Source organism: Desulfovibrio sp. DV (assembly GCF_001936595.1).
Lineage (GTDB): Bacteria > Desulfobacterota > Desulfovibrionia > Desulfovibrionales > Desulfovibrionaceae > Solidesulfovibrio.
Genome location: NZ_MLBG01000030.1, coordinates 1 through 19,023, shown reverse-complemented (window position 1 = coordinate 19,023; position 19,023 = coordinate 1). Strand labels below are relative to the sequence as shown.

The window sequence follows — 19,023 nt, the reverse complement described above, 5'->3', positions numbered from 1 at the left end:
TAAAAAGCAATTTTTGTGCCAATTTTATGGAATCTGGTCTGTTTTTTTCTTGTTTCCGTTCTGCAGCATCTTCACGAAAATTTCACCGGTCGACGTCGAGAACACAATCTTGCGGCCGGCCTCGCCGCCCACATTCGAGGCCGCCACCCGCAACCCCAGGTCCGAGAGCGTGGCAAAGGCCGTTTCCACATTGCGCCGGCCAACCGACATCTCCTCGGCAAAAAGGGCGCTGGCCCCGCCAAACACCTTGCACTCGATATGCGACAGCCTGACCCCCCGGCGGGTGAACCGCGACACCAGCGTCGTGATGGCCGTATCCACGAATTTATACGGTGAATCGGCCGGTTCATGCAGCCGGTATTCGGCCGCCCGGGGGAGCAGGGCGTGGAACAAGGCGGCCAGGCCATGGCGGGGGGCAAAAAAGGTCACCGAGACGCACGAACCGAGCACCGTGTGGGCCACTGTCGGACAATCGACCAGAATGCCCTGGGCGACGTTTAAAAAGGTGATTTTGTGGCCGGGAAAGCGGTCTAGAAGGCCTTGCATGGAAGTCCGTCCTCCTGAAGGGCGACATCGTCGCCAGCGCCATTCAGGGGATTGTCGGCCAGCCCCAGGCTGCCCAGGGCCTCAAGCAGCGTCTTGGCCTGGAAGGGCTTGGTCACATAGGCCTGGGCTCCGGATTCGAACTGGGCCCGCAGCATGTTGGCCGGATCGTCCAGGCTCGAGAGCATGACGGCCGGGGTGCGCCCCTCGGGCCCGATCCCGGCTTCGGCCTCCAGGCGGCGGATGCCGATAAGGGCGTCGTGGCCGCTCAAAACCGGCATCAAAATATCCATGACAATAAGGTCATACGGTTTTTTGGCGGCAAGGGCGGCGGCAAAAAGCGCGATGGCCTCCTTGCCGTCGGCGGCTTCCTCAGTCGAAAAAAGGCCGGACAGGGCCTGGAGGATCAGGTGGCGCTGGTAGCGGCTGTCATCGACAATCAGGGCACGGGGCATGGGGCATGTCTCCGTCAGGGTTGGCGGGTTTTGGTTCGGGCGGCGGCGCGGGCGGCCTCAAGCAGGCCCGGCACGTCGAGGACAAGGGCCATGTCGCCGGCCTCGGTGACCGTGCCGCCAAGCACGCCCTCGATGCGGCCGAGCGCCCGGCCGAGGTGTTTGAGCACGGCCTGTTTGCGGCCGATGACGGCATCGACCACGATGCCGGCCCGGCCGCCGCCCTGGCGCACCGTGACCACGTGGGGCGTGGCGGCCTCCTCGCCGGGCAGCTCGAAAAACCGGCGAAGCGACAACAACGGCATGGGCAGGTCGCGGTGTTCCATGACGCCAAGGTCGGCGGCCAGGGACAGGCCGGGCGGCAGCTCCAGGCATTCCTCGACGTAATCGAGGTGGAGATAGTAGGCCTCGCCGGCACAGCGCACTTCCAGGCAGTCGATGATGGCCAGGGATACGGGCAGGCGGATGGTGAAGGTGGAGCCGTAACCGGGCCGGCTGGACACCTCGATGCGGCCGCGAAGGGCGCTTATGCCGTCGCGCACCGCGTCCATGCCCACCCCCCGGCCCGAGACCGTGCCGACGGTGTCGGCCGTGGACAGGCCGGGCAGAAAAATAAGCTCCAGGGCGGTGGCCTCATCAAAAGGCCGGGAGGCGTCGAGCCGGCCGGCAGCCACAGCCTTTTGCCAGAGCTTGCCGGCGTCGATGCCGCCGCCGTCGTCGGACACGGCAATGATCACGTCGGAACCGTCCTGGCGGGCGGACAGGCTGATGGTCCCCCGGCGGGGCTTGCCCAGGTGTTCGCGCACGTCCGGCGGTTCAATGCCGTGGTCCACGGCGTTTCTGAGCAGATGGATGCAGGGGTTGTTGAGCTGCTCGATGATGGTCTTGTCGAGTTCGGTATTTTCGCCGGCCATGACCAGTTCGGCGTCCTTGCCAAGGCTGGCGCAGGCGTCGCGCACCAGCCGGCGGTACTTGGGAAAGCTCACCTTGATGGGCAGCATCCGAAGCCCGAGCACCTGATCGCGGAGCAAGGCCGAGAGCCGCTCGACCTCCTCGGCCACGTCCCGAAGCTCCAGATCGGCCCGGCGCTGGGACAAGGCGGCGAGGCGGGCCTGGGCAATGCCCAGCTCGCCCACCCGGTCCACCAGGATATCGAGCTCCAGGGCCGGTATGGACAGCTTGCGGATATGGGTGTCGTCTTGTTTCCTGGCCGTTGCCGCCGCCGCCTCGGCATCGCCGGGGTCGGGTCCGTCGCCGTTTGGCGCGGCGGCTTCCGGTGCGGCGTCCCGGTCCGGGGCGAGCAGGGAGGCCAGCCGCTCCTGATGGGTGCTTATATCGCGGTCGGCGTCGTTTCGGGCATTTTCGGCCATGGAGCGCATGGCGTCGAAGATGGCCAGCAGTTCGCCGATAAGATCGGGGGTTACGGACAGGCGTTCCTGGCGCACGAGGTCAAGGACCGATTCCACGGCATGGCCGAGTGCGGCCAGATTGGCCGCGCCGATGGCCCCGGCGTCGCCCTTGATGGTGTGGGCGGCCCGGAAAATGGCATTGACCTTGGGCTCAAGATCGGCGGATCGGGCGGTTTCCAGGTCCAAAATGGCCGCTTCGATCCCCCGCAACTGCTCGTGGCAGCTTTCGGTGAAAAGCTCGTAAAGGGTATCGTCATCGGCCATACGGTCTGCTGTTTCCTTGTTTGCCGTCATACGACGCAACCGTCTGCGAGGCAAGACGATAAGCGGTCCGGAAGGGCGGGGTGCGGTTCACCGCCGCCGATTGCGTTGCACGAAGCCTTGCCCGGCAGACCATTTGCCATTACATAGTGTCTATGCAATTCGTCTGGGATGAAGCCAAGCGGCGGGCAAACATCGCCAAGCACGACGTGGACTTTACGCACGCGATTCAGGTGCTTTATGACGCGCCTTGGATGGAAGTCGATGACCGGCATGAATACGGTGAAACACGGTGTCTTGCCATTGGGCTGTATCTCAACGTGATGCTCGTGGTTGTGTTTACGCTTCGTGACGGCATATTCAGGATCATATCTGCCCGACGGGCCAATTCCCGCGAAAGGAGGAAGTATGCCAAAGCGTTCTGTTGACGCCGATGGACGGACACTCGTCCACTATACGGTCGAGGAAGTGCAAAATCTGCCCTCGCTGACGGATATGTCGCGGGCTATGGCCATGACCGACGAGGAACTGACCGCCAACGCCTTGTCCGACCCGGACAATCCGCCTTTGGATGACGCTTTTTTCGACCGGGCCAAGCGGATGCGGCTGGAGGATTTCCTGCCGGCCGGCAAGGAAAAGGTCTGCCTGCGCCTTGACCGCGACGTGTTGGCCTGGTTTCGGGCCAACCGAGAAAAGGGCTATCAGACCGCCATCAACGCGGCCTTGCGCGCCTTTATCGCTGCTCAGCAAGACCATTCGCGCCGGTAGGTTTGCATCCCTCGATTTTAAACCCTTCCCGCCTTTCCGGCTGGGTAGCGCCCTTGACCCGTCATAAGCTATCGCTTATATATCCCCCATGGCTTGGTCGGTTGAGTACCTCAACGCCCTCATTGAGGAAGAGTACAAGACCCTCCCCGGAGACATCCGCGCCCGGTTCTCGAAGATAATACGCATGATCGAGGCCTACGGCCTCCCCCAGGTCGGCATACCCTATGTGCGCCACGTCGAAGGGAAGCTTTGGGAAATGCGGGCAAGCGGCCGAGACGGTATCGCCAGGGGCATGTACGTGGCCGTGAGAGCCCAGCGTGTGGTGCTGGTCCATGTGTTCGTGAAGAAGACCCAGAAAACGCCCCGGGAAGAAATCAAAAAGGCCCTGGCCAACGCCCGGGAGGTGGATGATGGGAAAGAGAATTCTTGAAGACCATGACGCGTGGATGCGCGACGATACGCAATACCGCGAAGCCTACGAGGCTTTGGGACCCGAATTTACTGTGGCTGAAGCCCTTGTGAAGGCTCGCTCCGAAGCCGGCATGACCCAGGCCGACGTGGCCGCTTTGCTCGGCGTCAAGCAACCGGCAGTCGCCCGGATCGAAGCCGGAAAGAACGTGTCGCTCAAGACGCTGGAAAAGTACGCCAAGGCCTTAGGCTGCCGCGTCAGGATCGATCTGGTCCACATCTAGGCCCTTCGGGGTCATCAGTGGCGGCTTGGCCGTCTTCATTCTCACCCTGGCCTGACCGTGACCAGTTCAAGAGCCAGGAACTGCCGCGGCGTTCACGACCGTACCAAATACGAGCCCCCAGGTGGGATTCCAAAGGGCTGTCACTCCCTTTGGCCGCCGGAGGCATCTTCCGCCTTTCTCTCACCTCACCTCACTTCAATTCACATATACCCCAGATCCGACAACTCCTCGGCCATGGCTGCGGCGCCTTCGTCGTCGGCTGCGCCGACGGCTGCGGCGGTGGCGGCCACGGCTCCGGCGATGGGCCGGGCGGCCAGGGTTTCGGCGGTGAAGGCTTGCGTTTGCACCCGGCCGTCCATGTCGCTGGTGGCGGCTTCGCCCAGGGCGTAGAGCAGTGTCGGCGTCACGTCGGGCATGTCGGCGTCGGCCAGGGTGACGCCGGCGGCGATGCCCGGCCCGGCCAGGGCGAACACGCCGTATTGTTCGTGGCGGCCGCTCCATTTGTGGCCGGCGAAAAGGCCGGTCGGCGCGCCCTGGTCGTAGAGCGCGATTTCGTGGGGCACGAGAACCTGATAGCCGGGGCCGCACAGGGTGATGACGTCGGGTGCGCCGGCCACGGCCGCGCCGTGGTAGAGTTCTTCCCGGGCGTGGACGGCCATGAAGGGATGGGCTCCGGTGTCGGTATCGACAATGGCCAGGAGTCCCTCTTTGAGCCGGGCGATGAGCGCCGGCCGGTCGGCCTCGCCGACAACCGCGGCATTGAAAAAGATGCCGCCGGCAATGCCTTCGGAGACGCAGGCCGAGCGCTGCCAATCGACGATGGCGGAAAAGAGGTTGTTGATGCGGGCGTGGGCGGCGGATTTGCCCCGGCGGCGGGCCTCGATGACCGAAGCGGGCAGCACGGCCCTGGCAGCGGCGGCCACGAAGCGGCGCAGGGCCGAGGGCGGCCGGCGGCCGGCCAGGGTGGCGGCCAGGTCGCCGGTCAGGTGCAGGAGGCCGTTGTCTATGAGCCACTTATTGAGAAAAATGGAGCGTTTAAGCGGCCCGGCTCCGTGGTCGGAGACGATGGCCACGGCGGTGTCGTCGCCGGCCGCTTCCACGATGCGGGCCAGAGCTGCGTCCAGGCGTTCGTAGACCTGCTCGATGGCCTGCCCCAGTTCGGCGTGGCGCGTGTGGGCCGGGTCGCGGTAGCCCCAGAAGAAATGCTGCACCCGGTCGGATTCCATGAAGACCGAACAGAAATAATCAAGCGGCCGGCGGGCCATCAGCCACAGGGTAAGCTCGGCCCGCGCGTCCACGCCGGCCAGGAGGTTGGCGAGGTATTTGGCCGGGTCCGGGTCGAGCATGGGTGATTCGCGGCAGGTGCCGAATTTCGCTTCGATTTCAGCCCGTATTTCGGGCGGGGAGGTGAAGTCTTCGATGTGCGTCGGGGTGAACATGCCCGGAATGACAAAGCCGTCGATGGTGTCCGGCGGCCAGGTGACCGGCACGTTGGCCGCCCCGGAGGGCCGGCCGCGGTCGGAGAGCACCCGCCAGATGGGCGGCACGCGGCGCATGGCTGCCGAGACAAAGCGCACCTCATGGCTGTCCGGGTCCAGGGTCAGGGCATCGAAAATGCCGTGCCGGCCGGGACTGGTGCCGGTTGCAAAGCTGGTCCAGGCCACCGGCGTCACCGGCGGCACGGTCGAACGCAGCGGCCCGTGCGCGCCCCGGGCGAGCAGGGCGGCCAGGGCCGGCATGCGGCCCTGGGCCAAAAGCGGCTTTATGACGTCGAAGGTGGCCCCATCCCAACCGATAACCACCACCCGTCTGGCTGTCACGGACATTGCGTCTTCTCCTTCTCCGAATTCCGGCGGGCCTGACGGATCTGGCGCAGTTCGGCCAGATCGCGCCGGCCAACCCCTTTGAGGCCGAGCATCACCACGGCGTAGGCCAAAGCCCCGGCCCAAGCGCCGACAAGCGGCACATGGCGCAGCAGGACGCAGGCTCCGAGGCAGGCCCCGCCGGCGCAGGCCACCCGCACCAGGGCCGAGAGGGCCAGGGGCGTATAGCCATGGCGCGCCCCGAAGCGCGTGGAAAAAACCAGCAGCCAGCTGTACGAGCCAAGGGCCACCCAGGCCGCGCCCAAGGCCCCGTAGCGCGGCACGATCAGGGCGTTTATGCCAAAGGCCAGTATCAAGGCGGACGAGGCATAGTACAGGGCATAGCGCTGCCGGCCAATGGCCACCAGCAGATTGTTAACCAGCATATCCAGGGCCAGAAGCGGCAGGGACAGGGCCAGCACCCGCATGACCGGCGCAGCCCCGGCATATTTGCCGCCAAAGAGCAGCACGCAGGCCGGTTCGGCGTAAAAGGCCAGCAAGATGGCCGGCAGGGCCATGCCCTGGAGGGTGTGGCGGAAAATCAGGCGATAAAGCCGCCGGGCCGTCTCGACATCCACCGGGGCCAGCCGGGCCAGGGCCGGAAAGACGGCCAGCATGAGCGCCTGGGGCAGGATCTCGATTTTGAGCAGAAATTCATGCGGGGCCTGGAAATCGGCCACCGCCGCCAGCTCCGACCACCACGACAGCGACAACGTGCCGGCCCGGAACAGGTTTTTGCTGGAAAAAAACGCCCAGCCCCACCACCGACGAGGCCAGAAACAGCGCCCGCATGGCCGGCCAGTCCGGGGCAAAGGACGGGCGGGTCAGCCTGCCCGCCACCCGCCACACCAGGGCCAGGTGGAGCAGGGCGGCCAGCAACAGCCCGGCCAGCACGCCGATGACGCCATAGCCGAGCCACAGGGCCAGCCCGACCAGGGCCATGGAGGCCAGCCCGGAAACCACGGACAAGGGCGGCTCGTAGCCCATGCGCTCATGGGCCTGGAACACGGCGCAGCCGAGCATGGAAAACGAGCGGCAGACCTCAAGCCCGAAGGCCAGCCCCAGGGCCAGAAACATCGATCCGGCGTAGCCCGAGAAAAAGCCGGCCACGGCCAGCCCCAGGCCGGCGGCCAGGGCCAGGGCGCCGCGCAGGAGCACCGCCCGGCCGACCACGGCCGCCGCTGTCGCCCGGTCGCACACCATTTCCCGGATCATGACCTGCTGGATGCCGAAATAGGTCAGGGCCGTCACCGCCCCGGCCAGGGCCGAAACCGCAGCGTAGCGGCCGAAATCCTCCACCGGCAGGACCCTGGCCGCGGCCAGCAGCACGAAAAAGCCGCTGACCGTCTGCACGCCCCGTGATGTGGCCAGGGCCAGGAAATTGCCCAGAAGCGAGCGCGGTGGGGAGAGGCTTTGCTGTGGCATTATTGGTCCTTACGGTCAGTTGCGGGAGCTGGCTTCGGCGGCCCGCAGGAGGCTTTGGGATGCCGCCGGGGAACAGTGCGGCCCCAACCGGCCATGGCTTTGAAGCCGGGCCGCGCGGGTTGGAGAAAGAGCGGGTAGGCAGGGGGAACGGGCCAGGATCATGTGTCGGCGTCGTCGTCGCCCAGAAAGCTGACGGCCCGGTTTTCCGCGTAGCCGAAGCGCAGCCAGTGGTCCAGGCCGGAGGCGACCAGTTTGTCGGCCACGGCTTTGGCGACGTCGGGATTGGCTTGAAGATAGAAGGCTTCGTTGAAGTGGCAGGGGTGGGCATGGGCCGAGGCGGCCACGAGGTCGCGCAGCAGATTGCCGCGTTCGCGCCCGAGGCTGGCCAGACCGGATTCCAGCGCGCCGCAGCGGGCCTCCAGGGCCGCAAGCTGTTCGCGCAGCCCCTCCGACCGGCCGGTTGCGCCGTCCAGGGCCGAGCCCAGGGCATGCGCTTCGGCCAGGGCTGCGTTGCGGACCCGTTCGCTATCGGCCAGGGCCGCGCCCAGGGCGGCCTGCCGGGCGTTTGCCTCGGCCAGGGCTGCGTCGCGCTCCCGGCTTGCCGCCAACGCCTCGTTGCGGACCTGTTCGCAATCGGCCAGGGCCGCGTCCAGGGCGGCCTGCCGGGCGTTTGCCTCGGCTCGGGCTGCATCGCGCTCGTGACTTGCCGCCAACGCCTCCGTGCCGGCCCGTTCGCAACCGTTCAGGGCCGCGTTTAACTGCGCCCGAAGCTGCACAGCCAGATTCCGTTCCTCGGCCAGGGCCGCCTGGAGGCCGTTGGCCTCGGCCTGGCAGGCGTTTTTTTCGTCGCTTAAGGCCTGCAGCCCGGCCAACTGGTCTTCACAGGCCGCATGGCGGCTGGCGAGTTCCTCATGCTGCGGCCTTAAAATGTCGTATTGCCGGCTGTCTGCGTAAATTTTTGTGTAATACTTGTTGAGGTGCTCGACGTTGGAAAAGATGTGCTGCAGTTCCAGGCGGGTTTCCGGGTCGCTGCCGGCCAGTTTGAGCTTGTTGTAGATGAAGGCGCAGAAGTCGTGTTCCGGAGCAGACGTGTTGTGTTGCAACGACGGCGTGATGGTTTCCGAGCAGATGGCCCCGATGGTCAGGGGTGACAGATAGTGTTCGATGCCGAGATACCGGACGATATCATAGGCGACCCGGTATCCGTCGCTGAACCAGTCGTCATAGTCGACGATCAGCAGTTCGCCGTCGAGCCTGTTTTGGAAAAACTCGGTATAATGGCGCAGCCACAGAAGCTTGCTGTAGTTGATGTCAAAATTGTTGCGCTTGTTGAGCGACTCGGCAACATCCCTGGGATTGCGTATGCACATGATGCGCTTTGCCGGGATGGACAGGCGGGTGGCGATTTCCTCCCACAGCGGGAAAAGGCGTGTGGTTCTGGGGTCTTTGAACCCCCAGGGCAGGGAATCGCCCAATTGGCGGGCCATGTCGAGCAGGGCGGCCTTTTCCCCGGCCAGACAGGGATCGCGCCACCAAGCCGCCGGGAGCGATTGCAGCGAGGACCACTCCAGGCCCAGGCTGGACATGATGCGGTCGTGGGCGTCGACGATGTCGAAACGCTCCCAATGGCCCTTGGGGTTGTCGAAGGCGGCGGGAGTGCTGGTCTGCACCATGTTGACGCCGAGCTTGTGGATGATCGAGGCGCAAAGCGATGTGCCGCTGCGGTGCATGCCGACCAGGAAGACGCAGAAATTGCGGCCGGCCGGGGAGGCCGCCAAGGGGCTGGCATGGACGAGTTCCTTGTCCTGGAGCTCGGAAGCGGCGTGTGTCGACATGGAATGATCCTTTTTGGACTGGCGTTTCGCGCGCCCCAGGAGGGGATGTTAAAGGAACTCAGTCCCTTTGGCCGCCGGAGGCACTCGTATCCTTCTTCTCTTCCCGCATTACGGATTGGTCTCGCAATGAAGCGACGGCAACAGCGCAGCCAGCCGGCCGGCCGGCATGTTGTACAGGGCGAAAGTGGCGTTTTCCGCGGCCAGATACGGGGCCAGTTCGGCCGGAGCGCCGGTTATGGGCCGGTCCAGGGCCACGAACACCGGCGTGTCGGCCGGGAGCCCGGCCTGGGTGGCCGGGGCGACCACGCCCAGGCGGCCGGAGCCGTCCAGGGACAGGCCCAGAAAGGCCCATTTCCAGGGATCGGCCGAGCAGATGGCGACCGATTCGGCCTTGGCCCGGCGAAGCGCGGCCCGGATGGGGGCCAGTTCGCAATCGATGGTGCGGTAGCGGCCGTGGTTGCGCACGTAGCGGGGATAGTCGATGTCGTAGGCGGCATAGGCCGGGCGCAGGCCGGCGACGGTGAGCTGGCTTAGGATGAACAGCGCGGCCAGGGCCAGCCCGCCAAGGCCCACGGCCCGGACGGCCAGGGGCCGTACTGCCGGCCGGGCCAGGGTGGCGTAGAGAAACAGGGCGGTGACGCAGGGATAGAAATAGGACAGACCCTTGCCGGCCACCCAGGGCTTGTCCTTGTAGCAGAACAGGGCAAAGGCGGCCAGGGAGGCGGCGGCAAACGACAGGGCGATCAGCGGGGCGTCCCGTTTGCTGTCGGCCATGGCCCGCAGGCAGCCCAGCAGGAAATAGGCCCCGACCAGACAGGCAAAAACGGTGACGAGCCAGCCCGGCCAGTCCAGAAAGGCCCAGCCCGGCAGCCGGGAAAAGCCGTTTTCCAGCAGCGGCAGGCCGAAGATGCCGGCCGGCACGTTGTGGAAAAGCCAGGTGAAATAGGCGTCGCTCCACAGTTGGGGCGCGGTTTCGGTGAACTGGATCTGGGCCATCATGTGTTCCCACAAAAACCGCACCGGCCAGGTGGCGGCCATGCCCAGGGCAAAGCCGGCCGACTGGATGGCCAGTTCCCGGCGGGTCAGGCGCGAAAGGGCGGCCTTGAGGGTCAGATAGGCGGCGGCGGCGCCGAAGATCATGGGGAATATCTCGGTATAATTGACGAAGGTGGTGAGGTAGCAAAACCCGAGCAAGACCGTCCGGCGCACCGCTCCGGAGCGGGTCAGGGGGGTTGGCAGGGCCAGGGCATAGGCCAGAAGGATGGCCAGGGGCAGGGTGTTGATCTGGGAAAAGGCCCGGATGTCGAGCACGAGCTGGGCGTAAAAGCCGGTGGACAGGGCCAGGGCGGACAGGGTGGCGCTGGTGGCCGAGAGGCCCATGGCGGTCAGGAAAGGGAGCAGGGCGGCGAAAAAGAGCACGTAGCTGACCAGGGTGAAGGGATACTGGAAATCCAGGATGGCCATGCCGCCCAGGCGGGAGCAGGCGGTCAGCATGGCCCCGGAGGTCCAGCGGATGTTTAGCATGTTGCGGGCCGGGCCGAGCATGGGATTTGCGGCCGTGACTTCCTGTTCGGTCCGCTCAAAGGCCCAGGTCCGGGGGTGTTCGTCGAAGTAGCGGGCCAGGAACATGTAAATGAACGAATCCGAGGCGTTGCCGCGAAAAACGGCATAGCCCCGGTTGCCGGCGGCCAGGGGGGCCAAAAGCAGGCCCAGGCACATGGCCAGGCCAAGCAGGCCGGCCACGGCCCGACGCCGGGACACGGCCGGCAGACGCAGGCGCACGGATTTCCAGGCCAGGGCCAGACAGGCGGCGGAAACGGCCAGGAGCACCCCGGCCAGGGGCCAGGCAGCCGCGCCGGCCGAGCCTTCCTGGAGCAGCCACCAGGTGAGCGCCACGGAATAGATGGCGTACCCGGCTGCCGGGGCCAGGGCCAAGACGGCCAGCAGGCCGACGCGCGGGGCCAGCAGGGCCAGGGGGCCAAAGCCGACTCCGGCAAACACAAGACAATTGGCCGCCACGGCCAGGACGATTTCGCGCATGACGTTCCGTTGGATTAGTTGAGATTGACCACGACGTCGCAGCGCATGCCTTCCTTGATGCGCATATCGGGGTTGGGCAGCGCCAGCTCGATCAGATAGAAGGATGGCTGCTGGAGCATGGCCGGCTGGGCCACGTAGTCCACCTTGGAGATGGTGGTCTGGAAGGTCTCCTTGGGCCAGGCGTGGAACACGATGGTGGCCGGGTCGCCGACCTTGAGCTTTTGCACGGCGATCTCGTGGACCGAGGCCCGGACGAGCATGGGATCGAGCTTGCCGATGGTGACCAGGGCGGCCTGTTTGGTGAAGGCCATGCCGGGGATGAGGCTTGAATTGACCCACAGCACGTAGCCTTCCGAGGGCGAACGGACGAAGCCCTGGCGGGGCAGTTTTTTCAGGTCGACATTCTTGCCGAATTTGGAACGGGCGATGAGCAGGGTGTTTTCGTAGCGCTGTTTGGCCAGTTCCAGTTCTTCGGCCAGATAGTCGCGCTCCAGAATCAGGGTCTCGATGTCCTTGGTGTTGTTGCGCACATCGGCCGGGGCGGCGGACTGCTGGTCGGCCATGTTTTCCAGATCCTGCTGGTGGGAGGCCAGCCAGTCCAGGCGGAATTTCACCGAGGTCATGGCCCGTTCAAGCGAGTTCAGCTCATTGCGCGACAGGGCTTCCTTTTCGATGATGAGGCTGTCAAGCGGCAGCTCGTAGGTGATAAGCGCCTCATCTTCCACCACATGCTGTCCGACATGGATGGGGGCGCTTAAGATGTGCAGCCGGCGCATGTCCGAGCCGAGTTCGGCGGCGGACTTTTCCTCGTAGGATTCCTTGGGCAGTTCGTAGACGTTGGCCTGGATGCCGCTGCCCTGGGCCGGGGTTTTCTTGGCCTTGGTGACGAAGGGCCAGTTGATGTCGTATTTGATGGGGCAGTAGGCCTTGCCCAAAAACGTGACGGTTTCGGCGGCGGCCGGCGTGGTGCCCAAAAGCAGCAGGGCCACGGCCAGCCCGAGGATGGTTTTCATAACAGTCATGCTACGCCCGCAGGCGGTTTGTTTTTCGGCGTTTTGGCCAGATTGCCCGGCAAACAGTCGTTTTACGCCGGCGCGGCTTGCCCATACACCAGTTCGCAGTGGACCACAACGCGCCGGCATGCGCCTTGCGGCCGGTCCTGAAATCCCGTAGTCGTGGAGAGATCGATTCTGAGAGCGAAAGGACCGCCATGCCCGTTTGCGCCACCCTGCCTTCCCGTGCCCTGCTTGTGTTCCTGGCGGCAGCACTGTGTTTATGCGCCTGCGCCCGTCCGACGGCTCCGCCGCCGGCCGTGGCCACCTCCAAAACCCGGCCCGAGGCCCGGACCGCCGATATGGCGGCCAGGCGGGCCGCCCTGGGCTACGGCGACGAGCTGAGCGTGGCCGTGTGGCGGCAGGAAGACCTCAAAACCAGCGTGCGCGTGGATGAGGCCGGCCGCATCCAACTGCCCCTGGTCGGCGAGATCAGGGCCGGCGGACGCACCATTTCCGAGCTTCGGGCCGACCTGACCCGGGCCTATGCCAAATATCTGGTCGATCCCCAGGTGACGGTCACGGCCGCCAACATCCGCAGCCAGACCGCGCTGGTCCTTGGCGAGGTCAAGGCCCAGGGGGTGGTGGTGGTCGACCACGACATCCCGCTGTTTGAGGCCATCGCCCGGACCGGCGGCTTTACCGACAATGCCGGCAAGTCCACGGTGGTGCTCTTCCGGGCCCTCGATTCCGAGACGCCCAGGGCCTACATCCTTGATATGAAGCTTGGAACGTCCCTTGGCAAGGGCACGGCCGGATTTGACCGCTACCTGGAAGGCGGCGACGTGCTCTATGTGCCCAAAAGCGCCTGGGCCAATTTCGACGAATTCATGGGCCACTTCAATGCCGTGGTCAGCGCCTTTATAAACGCCGAGCGGCTGGTGATCTTCCTGCCCCAGTTGCGCGACGCCATCAACGATTTGTCCAAAGGCCCGGTCGAAGCGACCACCACCGTCATCCAGCAAAGCCAGCCCGTTGCCGGGGAATACCTCAGCAACAGCCAGGGCGGCGTCATCGCGGTGCAGTAAATTATGGAACTGCGCCAACTCCTCGCCCTCTTGTGGCGTCGCCGCACGCTCATGCTGTGGGTTTTTGCCCTGGTGGCCGGCGGCCTGGCCGCCCTGACCCTTTTGTGCGAGACCCAGTACGTGGCCTCGACCAAGGTCTATCTGTACCATTCGTCCAACAAGGCCAGCCTGCTGTCGCGCATCGGCCTGGATTCGGCCGCCATGGGGGCCGCTTCCCTCACCGACGCCGAGCGGGCCACCTATGAAGAGTTGGGCCAGACCGTGCCGGTCATGACGGCCGTGATCGACGAGCTGGACCTGACGCGCAAGCGAAAATCGCTGCAAATTATAGAATTTATTCCATTTGTCCGGCTTTTGATCGACCATTTCCTGCCCGGCGTCCTGCGCCGGCCCATGACCTATGAAGAACTGAGCCACAAATCCATCGTCCACCTGATCTTCCCCCGGCCCTATCTCAACGCGGCCATGATGGACGATGCCGACATCCTGGAATTCTCCAGTTCCGCCGACTCCATAGAACTGGCCATGGCCATGACCAATACCGCCGCCCGGTCCTTTGCCGCCCGGGAAACGGCCATGCGCCAGGCCGAATGCCGGGTGCTGGCCGATGCGTCGGACAAGGAACTCGTGCGGGCCAGGGCCGACTATGAAAAAGCCCTGGCCGAACTTGGCCGGGTGCGCCAGCGCGAAAAAATCGTCAAGCTCGACAGCGAAGCCGAAAAGCTGGTGGACCGCTACTACGTCCTGTCCGGCGCGCGCGACTCCAACCGCCTGGAACTGCTCAAGGCCCAGGGGATGCTGGCCAACGTCAAGGCCCAAGCGGCCAAACGCCCGGAATTCCGCAAGTCCGGCGAATCCATCCAGCGTTCGGCCCTGGTCGATTCCCTGAAGCTCACCCTGCGCGACCTGTATATGGATCTGGCCGTGGCCAAGGCGCGCATGACCCCGGACCACCCGGCGGTCAAGGAGATCGAAGGCAAGATCGAGGAAGCCAAGCGGCTGATCAAAGGCGAATCCCTCAAGGTCTTCGGCTCGGAAACCATCTCCACCGACCAGACGTTTAGCTACCTAAACGAACGCGCCGCCGAATACGCCGCCCAGGCCGCCGGCTACGAGAGCCAGGACGCCGCCTACGGCACGCTGATCGATGCCGTGGAAGGCCAGATCCTGGCCTTCCCCGACCGGGCTGCCGCCGATTCCCTGCTGGCCGCCCGGGTGAACGCCGGCGAGGTCTTCCTGTCGAACTTGAACCAGCTCCATAGCGCTGCCGTGGCCGGACAGTCGCTTGACCTGTCCATCGCCCACCTGATCGAACCGGCCTCCGCCCCGGGCAAGATCGACGACTACATGCGCCCCAAGCTCACCCTGATGCTGGCTGTCGGCATCGTCCTTGGCGGCTTTCTGGCCATGTGCGCCGCGTTGGTTGCCGCCTACGCCGATCCGGCCGTCAGCTCGGCCGCCGCCCTGGGAAGCCTGGGGGCCATGAGCCCGGCCAGCCTGCCCCGCCGGCCCGGCCCCGGCCGGGCCCAGGCCTTCCGCCGCCTGCGCGACGCCCTGTTCCCGGTCTCGGGCGTGCCGCCAAAGCTCCTGCTCGTCACCGAGGCGTCGGCCGGCCCGGCCGACGCCCTGGAAACGGCTATCGGCCTGGGGACCGCCCTGGCCCGGGCCGGCCGCTCGGTGGTGCTGGTCGATGCCGCCCTGACCCATCCGACGCTCCACACCCGCATGCACCTGCCCCTTGGCCCCGGACTGGCCGAAGCCGTGGGCGGCAAGGTCTTTCGCGACGCCGTGACCCTGCCCGGCGAGGAACCGAACCTGTTCGTCCTGCCGGCCGGCGAAGCGGCCCTGACGCCCGAAGAAGCCGACCGGCTCCTGGACAGCCCGGCCACGGCCGGACTGCTCGACGGGCTGGTGCGCCGCTTCGACGCCGTTTTGGTCATCGCCGCCCCGGTGGCCGAGAGCGGCGACGCCTGCTCACTGGCCCGTACCGCCGACGCCGTGCTCCTCACCGTGCGCCTGTACGTCGATTCCGCCCCTGTCGTGGCCGAAGCGGCCGGCCAGCTCGCCGCCGCCGGCCCGCCGCCGCTTTTGGTGGTGGTCGGCTCCCCGACCGACGACGCCACCCCCGGCGAAGTGTTTTCCGGGCTGCGGGCCTGGTTGCCGTGGCGACGGAAGAAGTCGGGGTAGGGGGAAGAGAAGAGGGGAAGGCAAAAGAATGCCTCCGGCGGCCAAAGGGACTGAGTCCCTTTGGAATCCCCTCCTGGAGGAGTTTGACTTGACTGTGGGCGTTGCTTTGCCGGAGAGCGGCCGTTTGCGCATGAAAAGATGCCAGGGGGCCGTGGGCGCTTGACGGGAAACACCGTTGCTCCGGCGGCCGGCCCAAGCTGTACCTCACGTCTTCCTTCCTGCATCACGATTCTGCCCGCTCCCGCCGGCGACCAAACACCGGCGCACTTCCTAGCGTTTGTATATCCCAATTATGAGAAACTGGTATCCGACATTTTTTCTGGCTACAGTGATTGCGTTCGACATTAATACGCATAAAACGTTATTTGATGTTGACTTTGTATATTTTTATTCGCATATAATAAGTGTGGTCCACTGTCTCCGGGTGGAAGGCCGACAACCGTTACGCAAGGAGAAAACGATGAACCAGATTCGTGTTGATTCTGCGCAGGCCCACAAAACGGAATTTCTTGGACAGGTGCGTCTCTATTTGACGGCCAATGGCATGGCTCCAACCTCGGGTTGGTCTTCGCCCTACCTGGCACCGCGCTACACCACTGTCGTTCCGGCCGACGGCGTCTGGGAATTTGATTTTCTGGCATCCCCTCCCCACGGTATGGTTTTGCAGGTTCTAACGCCCATTGCGGCGGCAGGCTTTTTCACCTGCCCGGATTGGGTGAAAAAGATCCGGATCTGCGCCGCCAACGAGATTGAAGTGGATCTGGCGGCCAAGCATGGGCCGGAGTTTATGGTAGATATCCCCTGCGCGGTGACACAAAAGGGCGTTCTCTGGAAAAGGGAGATTGCGTCTTTCGACGACAGCTTCAACATCATCGGCCATTGCGGCGGTCTTTCCATCAAGATGAAGAAGTTGCACCACACCTTGACCGTCGTGGTCAATGGTCCGGACGAGGCAGCCATTCGCCGCTGCTTTGACGAGGCCATGGCCGCTGGGGTTATCGCGGCCATCGTGGCAGCGTTTATCACCGGCGGCGCGGCACTCAGTGCGGCCATCGGGGCATTTTTGTCCCAGTTTGGCGCCTGTCTTGGCGGGGGGTATACCATAACGATGGATGACCGGTCTGAATGGATCGAGTGGTGCACCTAGGCTTGTCCGCTGCAGTGTGATGCACTGCGGCGATACGGGAAGGGGCCATTGCGGCCCCTTCCCGTTGGCGTCCTGCGGGTCCGAAGGGGAGCAGGGCAGGCAGAGCCTTCCGGCGGCCAAGGGGCCGGCGGCCCTTGGCCCACCCCGGAGAAAACGGGCGGTTTGCAGGGCGGGCCGGTGCGTGCTAACGCCATGCCCGTGAAAAGATTCCTTTACCACCCCTGGCCGCTGGCCTTGTTCGTCCTGGCTCTGGCCCCGCGCCTGTATGCCCTGGGCGACCCGTCGATGTCCTTTTACGACGAGCTGACCACGCTTGCCCGCGCCCTGGAACCGTCCTTTGCCGGGGTCATTGCCGGGGCGGCCCGGCAGTATCCGCCGTTTATCGATTTCCAGCCGCCGCTGTATTACCTGCTCATCCATGCCGTCATCGACCTTTTTGGCCACAGTGACTTTTTTGTGCGCCTGCCGGCGGCCCTGGCCGGGGCGGCCTGCGCCCCGCTGCTCTATCTCCTGGGCAAGCGCCTGGGCGGCCGGGTCTGCGGCATCTTTGCCGGCGCGGCCGTGGCGGTGAGCCTGTATCATATCGATGTCAGCCAGCAGGTCCGGCTCTACGCCCTATTCGGCGCGCTGACCCTGGGGGCCGTGCTGGCCCTGTTGCGGGCGCTAGCCGGCGGCCATCGCCGGGATTGGGCCGTTTTTGCCGCCACCCTGGCCGTTGCCGGCTACACCTCCTATCTCTCGGCCGCGACCCTGGGGCTGGCGGCCGTGCTCGGCTCCCTGGCCCTGGCCTGGCCGGCCCCCGATGCCCCGCCGCGCCGGCGCACCCTGGTCGGACTGGCCGGCTCCCTGGCCGTGGCCCTGGCCGCCCTGGCCCCGTGGTGGCTGGCCACCAGCGATATGCGCTCCTCGCTGCTGGCCCCGGCCACGTCGCTGCGCCCGGACCTGGGCGCGGCCCTCGCCAGCACCTTTGCCGCCTTTTCCAGCTTCTACGCCGCCTTTCTCGGCCGTCCGGAACTGCCCTGGCTCCTGGCCGGGCCGGCCCTGCTCGGGCTTGGGGCGGCCTTGGCCCGGCCCGGCCGGCGGCGGGCGGCGGCAGTGGTGGTTCTCCTTTTTGCCGCCTTTTTCGGCTTGGCCTGGGGCCGGGCCGACAGCATCCACCATTTCCAGGTGCGCTACGTGCTGCCGTGCCTGTTTGCCGTGCTGCTGGCCGCTGGCCTGGGCCTTTCGCGCCTGACCGACCGGGTGTCGGCCCGGTGGGCGGTCCATGTCCTGGCCCTTGTCCTGGGGCTGGCCCTGGCTGCGCCGAGCGTCGGGGTGTTGCCGTTTTATTACCGCCGCGACGACAGCCGCTTAAAAACCCTGGCCGCCGCCCTGCGCCAACACGCCGCGCCAGAGGCCTCGCTGGCCTTGTGGCGTGAGGCCGACCCCTGGACCCGGCCCTATTTCGAGACCTTTGTGCGCTGGTATCTGCCGCGCGGCTTCCTGCCGGCCCAGCCGGGCGAGGGCGAAGACGGCCGTCTGGCCCGGGAATGCCTGCTCGTGGTCCCGACCGCGCCGGGTGCGCCGCCCCTGCCGGAGGCCGCCCTGCCGGTGACCGCGCTGGCCCGGGCGGAAATCTGGCGGCTGCCCCTGGCCAATGCCACGCCCCTTGTGCCGGCCGGGGAGACGTTTACGGCCCGCTTCACGCCCGAGGCCGCCTTTGCCGAACTGGCCGGCAGCCGCAACATCCGGGCCACGGGCACCTCCCTGGCCCTGGCCGATCGGGGCCGCTCGGGCGAGGCCAGCTATGTGTTCACGCCGCTTCCCGGCCAGCTCGTGGCCCTGGACGGCCTGGAACTGGACGTGGCCGCCACCGCCTATCCCGACGAACCGCCTTCGGGCCGGGTCACCGTCCTGGTCGGAGCGGACCGCGATTCCCTGACGCCGTACCGCACCGACCGGCCCTTGCCGCCGGCCGGGTCGCTGACCGTGCGCCTGATGTTCGACCCCGGCTTTGACCGGGGGCCGGTGGCCGTGACCCGTTTTGTCGTCCGTCTGGCCGTCTCCGGCCAGCCGACCCTGGCCGACGGCCCGGCCGGAGAGGCCGCCCGGCGGCTGGCGGTCAATACGACGGTGGCTCCCTGCCCGGCCGGCACGATCTATCCGGCCCGCTACGTCCTTGATCCGTCGGGCCGGGCCTGCCCCTACGCCGGCCGGCTGGTTCCGGGCGGGCCGCTCACCCTTGGCAATCCCGGCCCTGACGCCCTTGAGCCGGACAGCCTGGAGTTGGCCGGCAATCCCGGCGGCGCATGGCTGACCCTGGGACCGACCACGGCGGTCCCC

The 19,023-nt window shown here is 65.8% G+C and carries 17 protein-coding genes; 8 read left to right on the top strand and 9 right to left on the bottom strand.

The annotated features are described in order from the left end of the window. Positions 1-24: 24 nt before the first annotated feature. The 3 genes from DVDV_RS09120 to DVDV_RS23780 are packed head-to-tail and all read right to left on the bottom strand — an operon-like array spanning position 25 to position 2,668. Positions 25-546, bottom strand: coding sequence for a chemotaxis protein CheD (locus DVDV_RS09120; RefSeq protein ID WP_075354368.1), 522 nt, complete (start codon positions 544-546; stop codon positions 25-27). Further along, a complete protein-coding gene (locus tag DVDV_RS09115; RefSeq protein WP_075354367.1) occupies positions 531-998 on the bottom strand; it encodes a response regulator in 468 nt (155 codons plus the stop codon). The genes DVDV_RS09120 and DVDV_RS09115 overlap by 16 nt, the downstream gene beginning before the upstream one ends. Before the next feature lie 14 nt (positions 999-1,012). Beyond that, entirely contained in the window at positions 1,013-2,668 is a 1,656-nt protein-coding gene (locus DVDV_RS23780; protein ID WP_075354366.1) for a chemotaxis protein CheA, read from the bottom strand. An 80-nt stretch (positions 2,669-2,748) separates the two neighbouring features. Between DVDV_RS23780 and DVDV_RS09105 the strand changes: the two genes are divergently transcribed. The 4 genes from DVDV_RS09105 (at position 2,749) to DVDV_RS09090 (ending at position 4,125) form a co-directional block, all read left to right on the top strand. Next, positions 2,749-3,093, top strand: a complete 345-nt coding sequence (locus DVDV_RS09105; protein WP_254845325.1) for a BrnT family toxin — start codon at positions 2,749-2,751, stop codon at positions 3,091-3,093. Then, positions 3,074-3,433 (top strand): BrnA antitoxin family protein, encoded by a 360-nt coding sequence (locus DVDV_RS09100; RefSeq protein ID WP_075354365.1) that lies wholly within the window; start codon positions 3,074-3,076, stop codon positions 3,431-3,433. The genes DVDV_RS09105 and DVDV_RS09100 overlap by 20 nt, the downstream gene beginning before the upstream one ends. An 88-nt stretch (positions 3,434-3,521) precedes the next feature. Next, positions 3,522-3,863 (top strand): type II toxin-antitoxin system RelE/ParE family toxin, encoded by a 342-nt coding sequence (locus tag DVDV_RS09095; protein ID WP_075354364.1) that lies wholly within the window; start codon positions 3,522-3,524, stop codon positions 3,861-3,863. Next, positions 3,841-4,125 carry a helix-turn-helix domain-containing protein gene (locus DVDV_RS09090; RefSeq protein WP_254845324.1) on the top strand — a complete coding sequence of 95 codons (285 nt, stop codon included), beginning with the start codon at positions 3,841-3,843 and terminating at the stop codon, positions 4,123-4,125. The genes DVDV_RS09095 and DVDV_RS09090 overlap by 23 nt, the downstream gene beginning before the upstream one ends. Before the next feature lie 200 nt (positions 4,126-4,325). Here the strand turns inward: DVDV_RS09090 and DVDV_RS09085 are convergent, their stop codons facing one another. From DVDV_RS09085 to DVDV_RS09065, 6 genes are all read right to left on the bottom strand, one after another. Continuing rightward, positions 4,326-5,951, bottom strand: coding sequence for an alkaline phosphatase family protein (locus DVDV_RS09085; RefSeq protein ID WP_075354362.1), 1,626 nt, complete (start codon positions 5,949-5,951; stop codon positions 4,326-4,328). After that, a complete protein-coding gene (locus DVDV_RS23300; RefSeq protein ID WP_254845323.1) occupies positions 5,942-6,667 on the bottom strand; it encodes a polysaccharide biosynthesis C-terminal domain-containing protein in 726 nt (241 codons plus the stop codon). Before DVDV_RS23300 ends, DVDV_RS09085 begins: the two co-directional genes overlap by 10 nt. Continuing rightward, a complete protein-coding gene (locus DVDV_RS23295; protein WP_254845322.1) occupies positions 6,642-7,412 on the bottom strand; it encodes a lipopolysaccharide biosynthesis protein in 771 nt (256 codons plus the stop codon). The genes DVDV_RS23300 and DVDV_RS23295 overlap by 26 nt, the downstream gene beginning before the upstream one ends. 158 nt (positions 7,413-7,570) lie before the next feature. Continuing rightward, positions 7,571-9,247, bottom strand: a complete 1,677-nt coding sequence (locus tag DVDV_RS09075) for a sulfotransferase family protein (protein WP_075354361.1) — start codon at positions 9,245-9,247, stop codon at positions 7,571-7,573. A gap of 108 nt (positions 9,248-9,355) precedes the next feature. Continuing rightward, on the bottom strand, positions 9,356-11,287 hold the full coding sequence (locus DVDV_RS09070) for a hypothetical protein (protein ID WP_075354360.1): 1,932 nt from the start codon (positions 11,285-11,287) through the stop codon (positions 9,356-9,358). A gap of 14 nt (positions 11,288-11,301) precedes the next feature. Continuing rightward, entirely contained in the window at positions 11,302-12,309 is a 1,008-nt protein-coding gene (locus DVDV_RS09065) for an efflux RND transporter periplasmic adaptor subunit (protein WP_075354359.1), read from the bottom strand. 188 nt (positions 12,310-12,497) lie between these two features. Here DVDV_RS09065 and DVDV_RS09060 point away from each other — a divergent pair, with 188 nt between their 5' ends. From DVDV_RS09060 to DVDV_RS09045, 4 genes are all read left to right on the top strand, one after another. Next, a complete protein-coding gene (locus DVDV_RS09060; protein ID WP_075354358.1) occupies positions 12,498-13,367 on the top strand; it encodes a polysaccharide biosynthesis/export family protein in 870 nt (289 codons plus the stop codon). A 3-nt stretch (positions 13,368-13,370) separates the two neighbouring features. Further along, positions 13,371-15,554: a tyrosine-protein kinase domain-containing protein gene (locus DVDV_RS09055; RefSeq protein WP_075354357.1), complete on the top strand. Its 2,184-nt coding sequence runs from the start codon at positions 13,371-13,373 to the stop codon at positions 15,552-15,554. Positions 15,555-16,014: 460 nt separating this feature from the next. Next, on the top strand, positions 16,015-16,701 hold the full coding sequence (locus tag DVDV_RS09050; RefSeq protein ID WP_075354356.1) for a hypothetical protein: 687 nt from the start codon (positions 16,015-16,017) through the stop codon (positions 16,699-16,701). 198 nt (positions 16,702-16,899) lie between these two features. Next, positions 16,900-19,023: glycosyltransferase family 39 protein (locus DVDV_RS09045; protein ID WP_254845321.1), on the top strand; the 2,124-nt coding region annotated here is incomplete at its 3' end.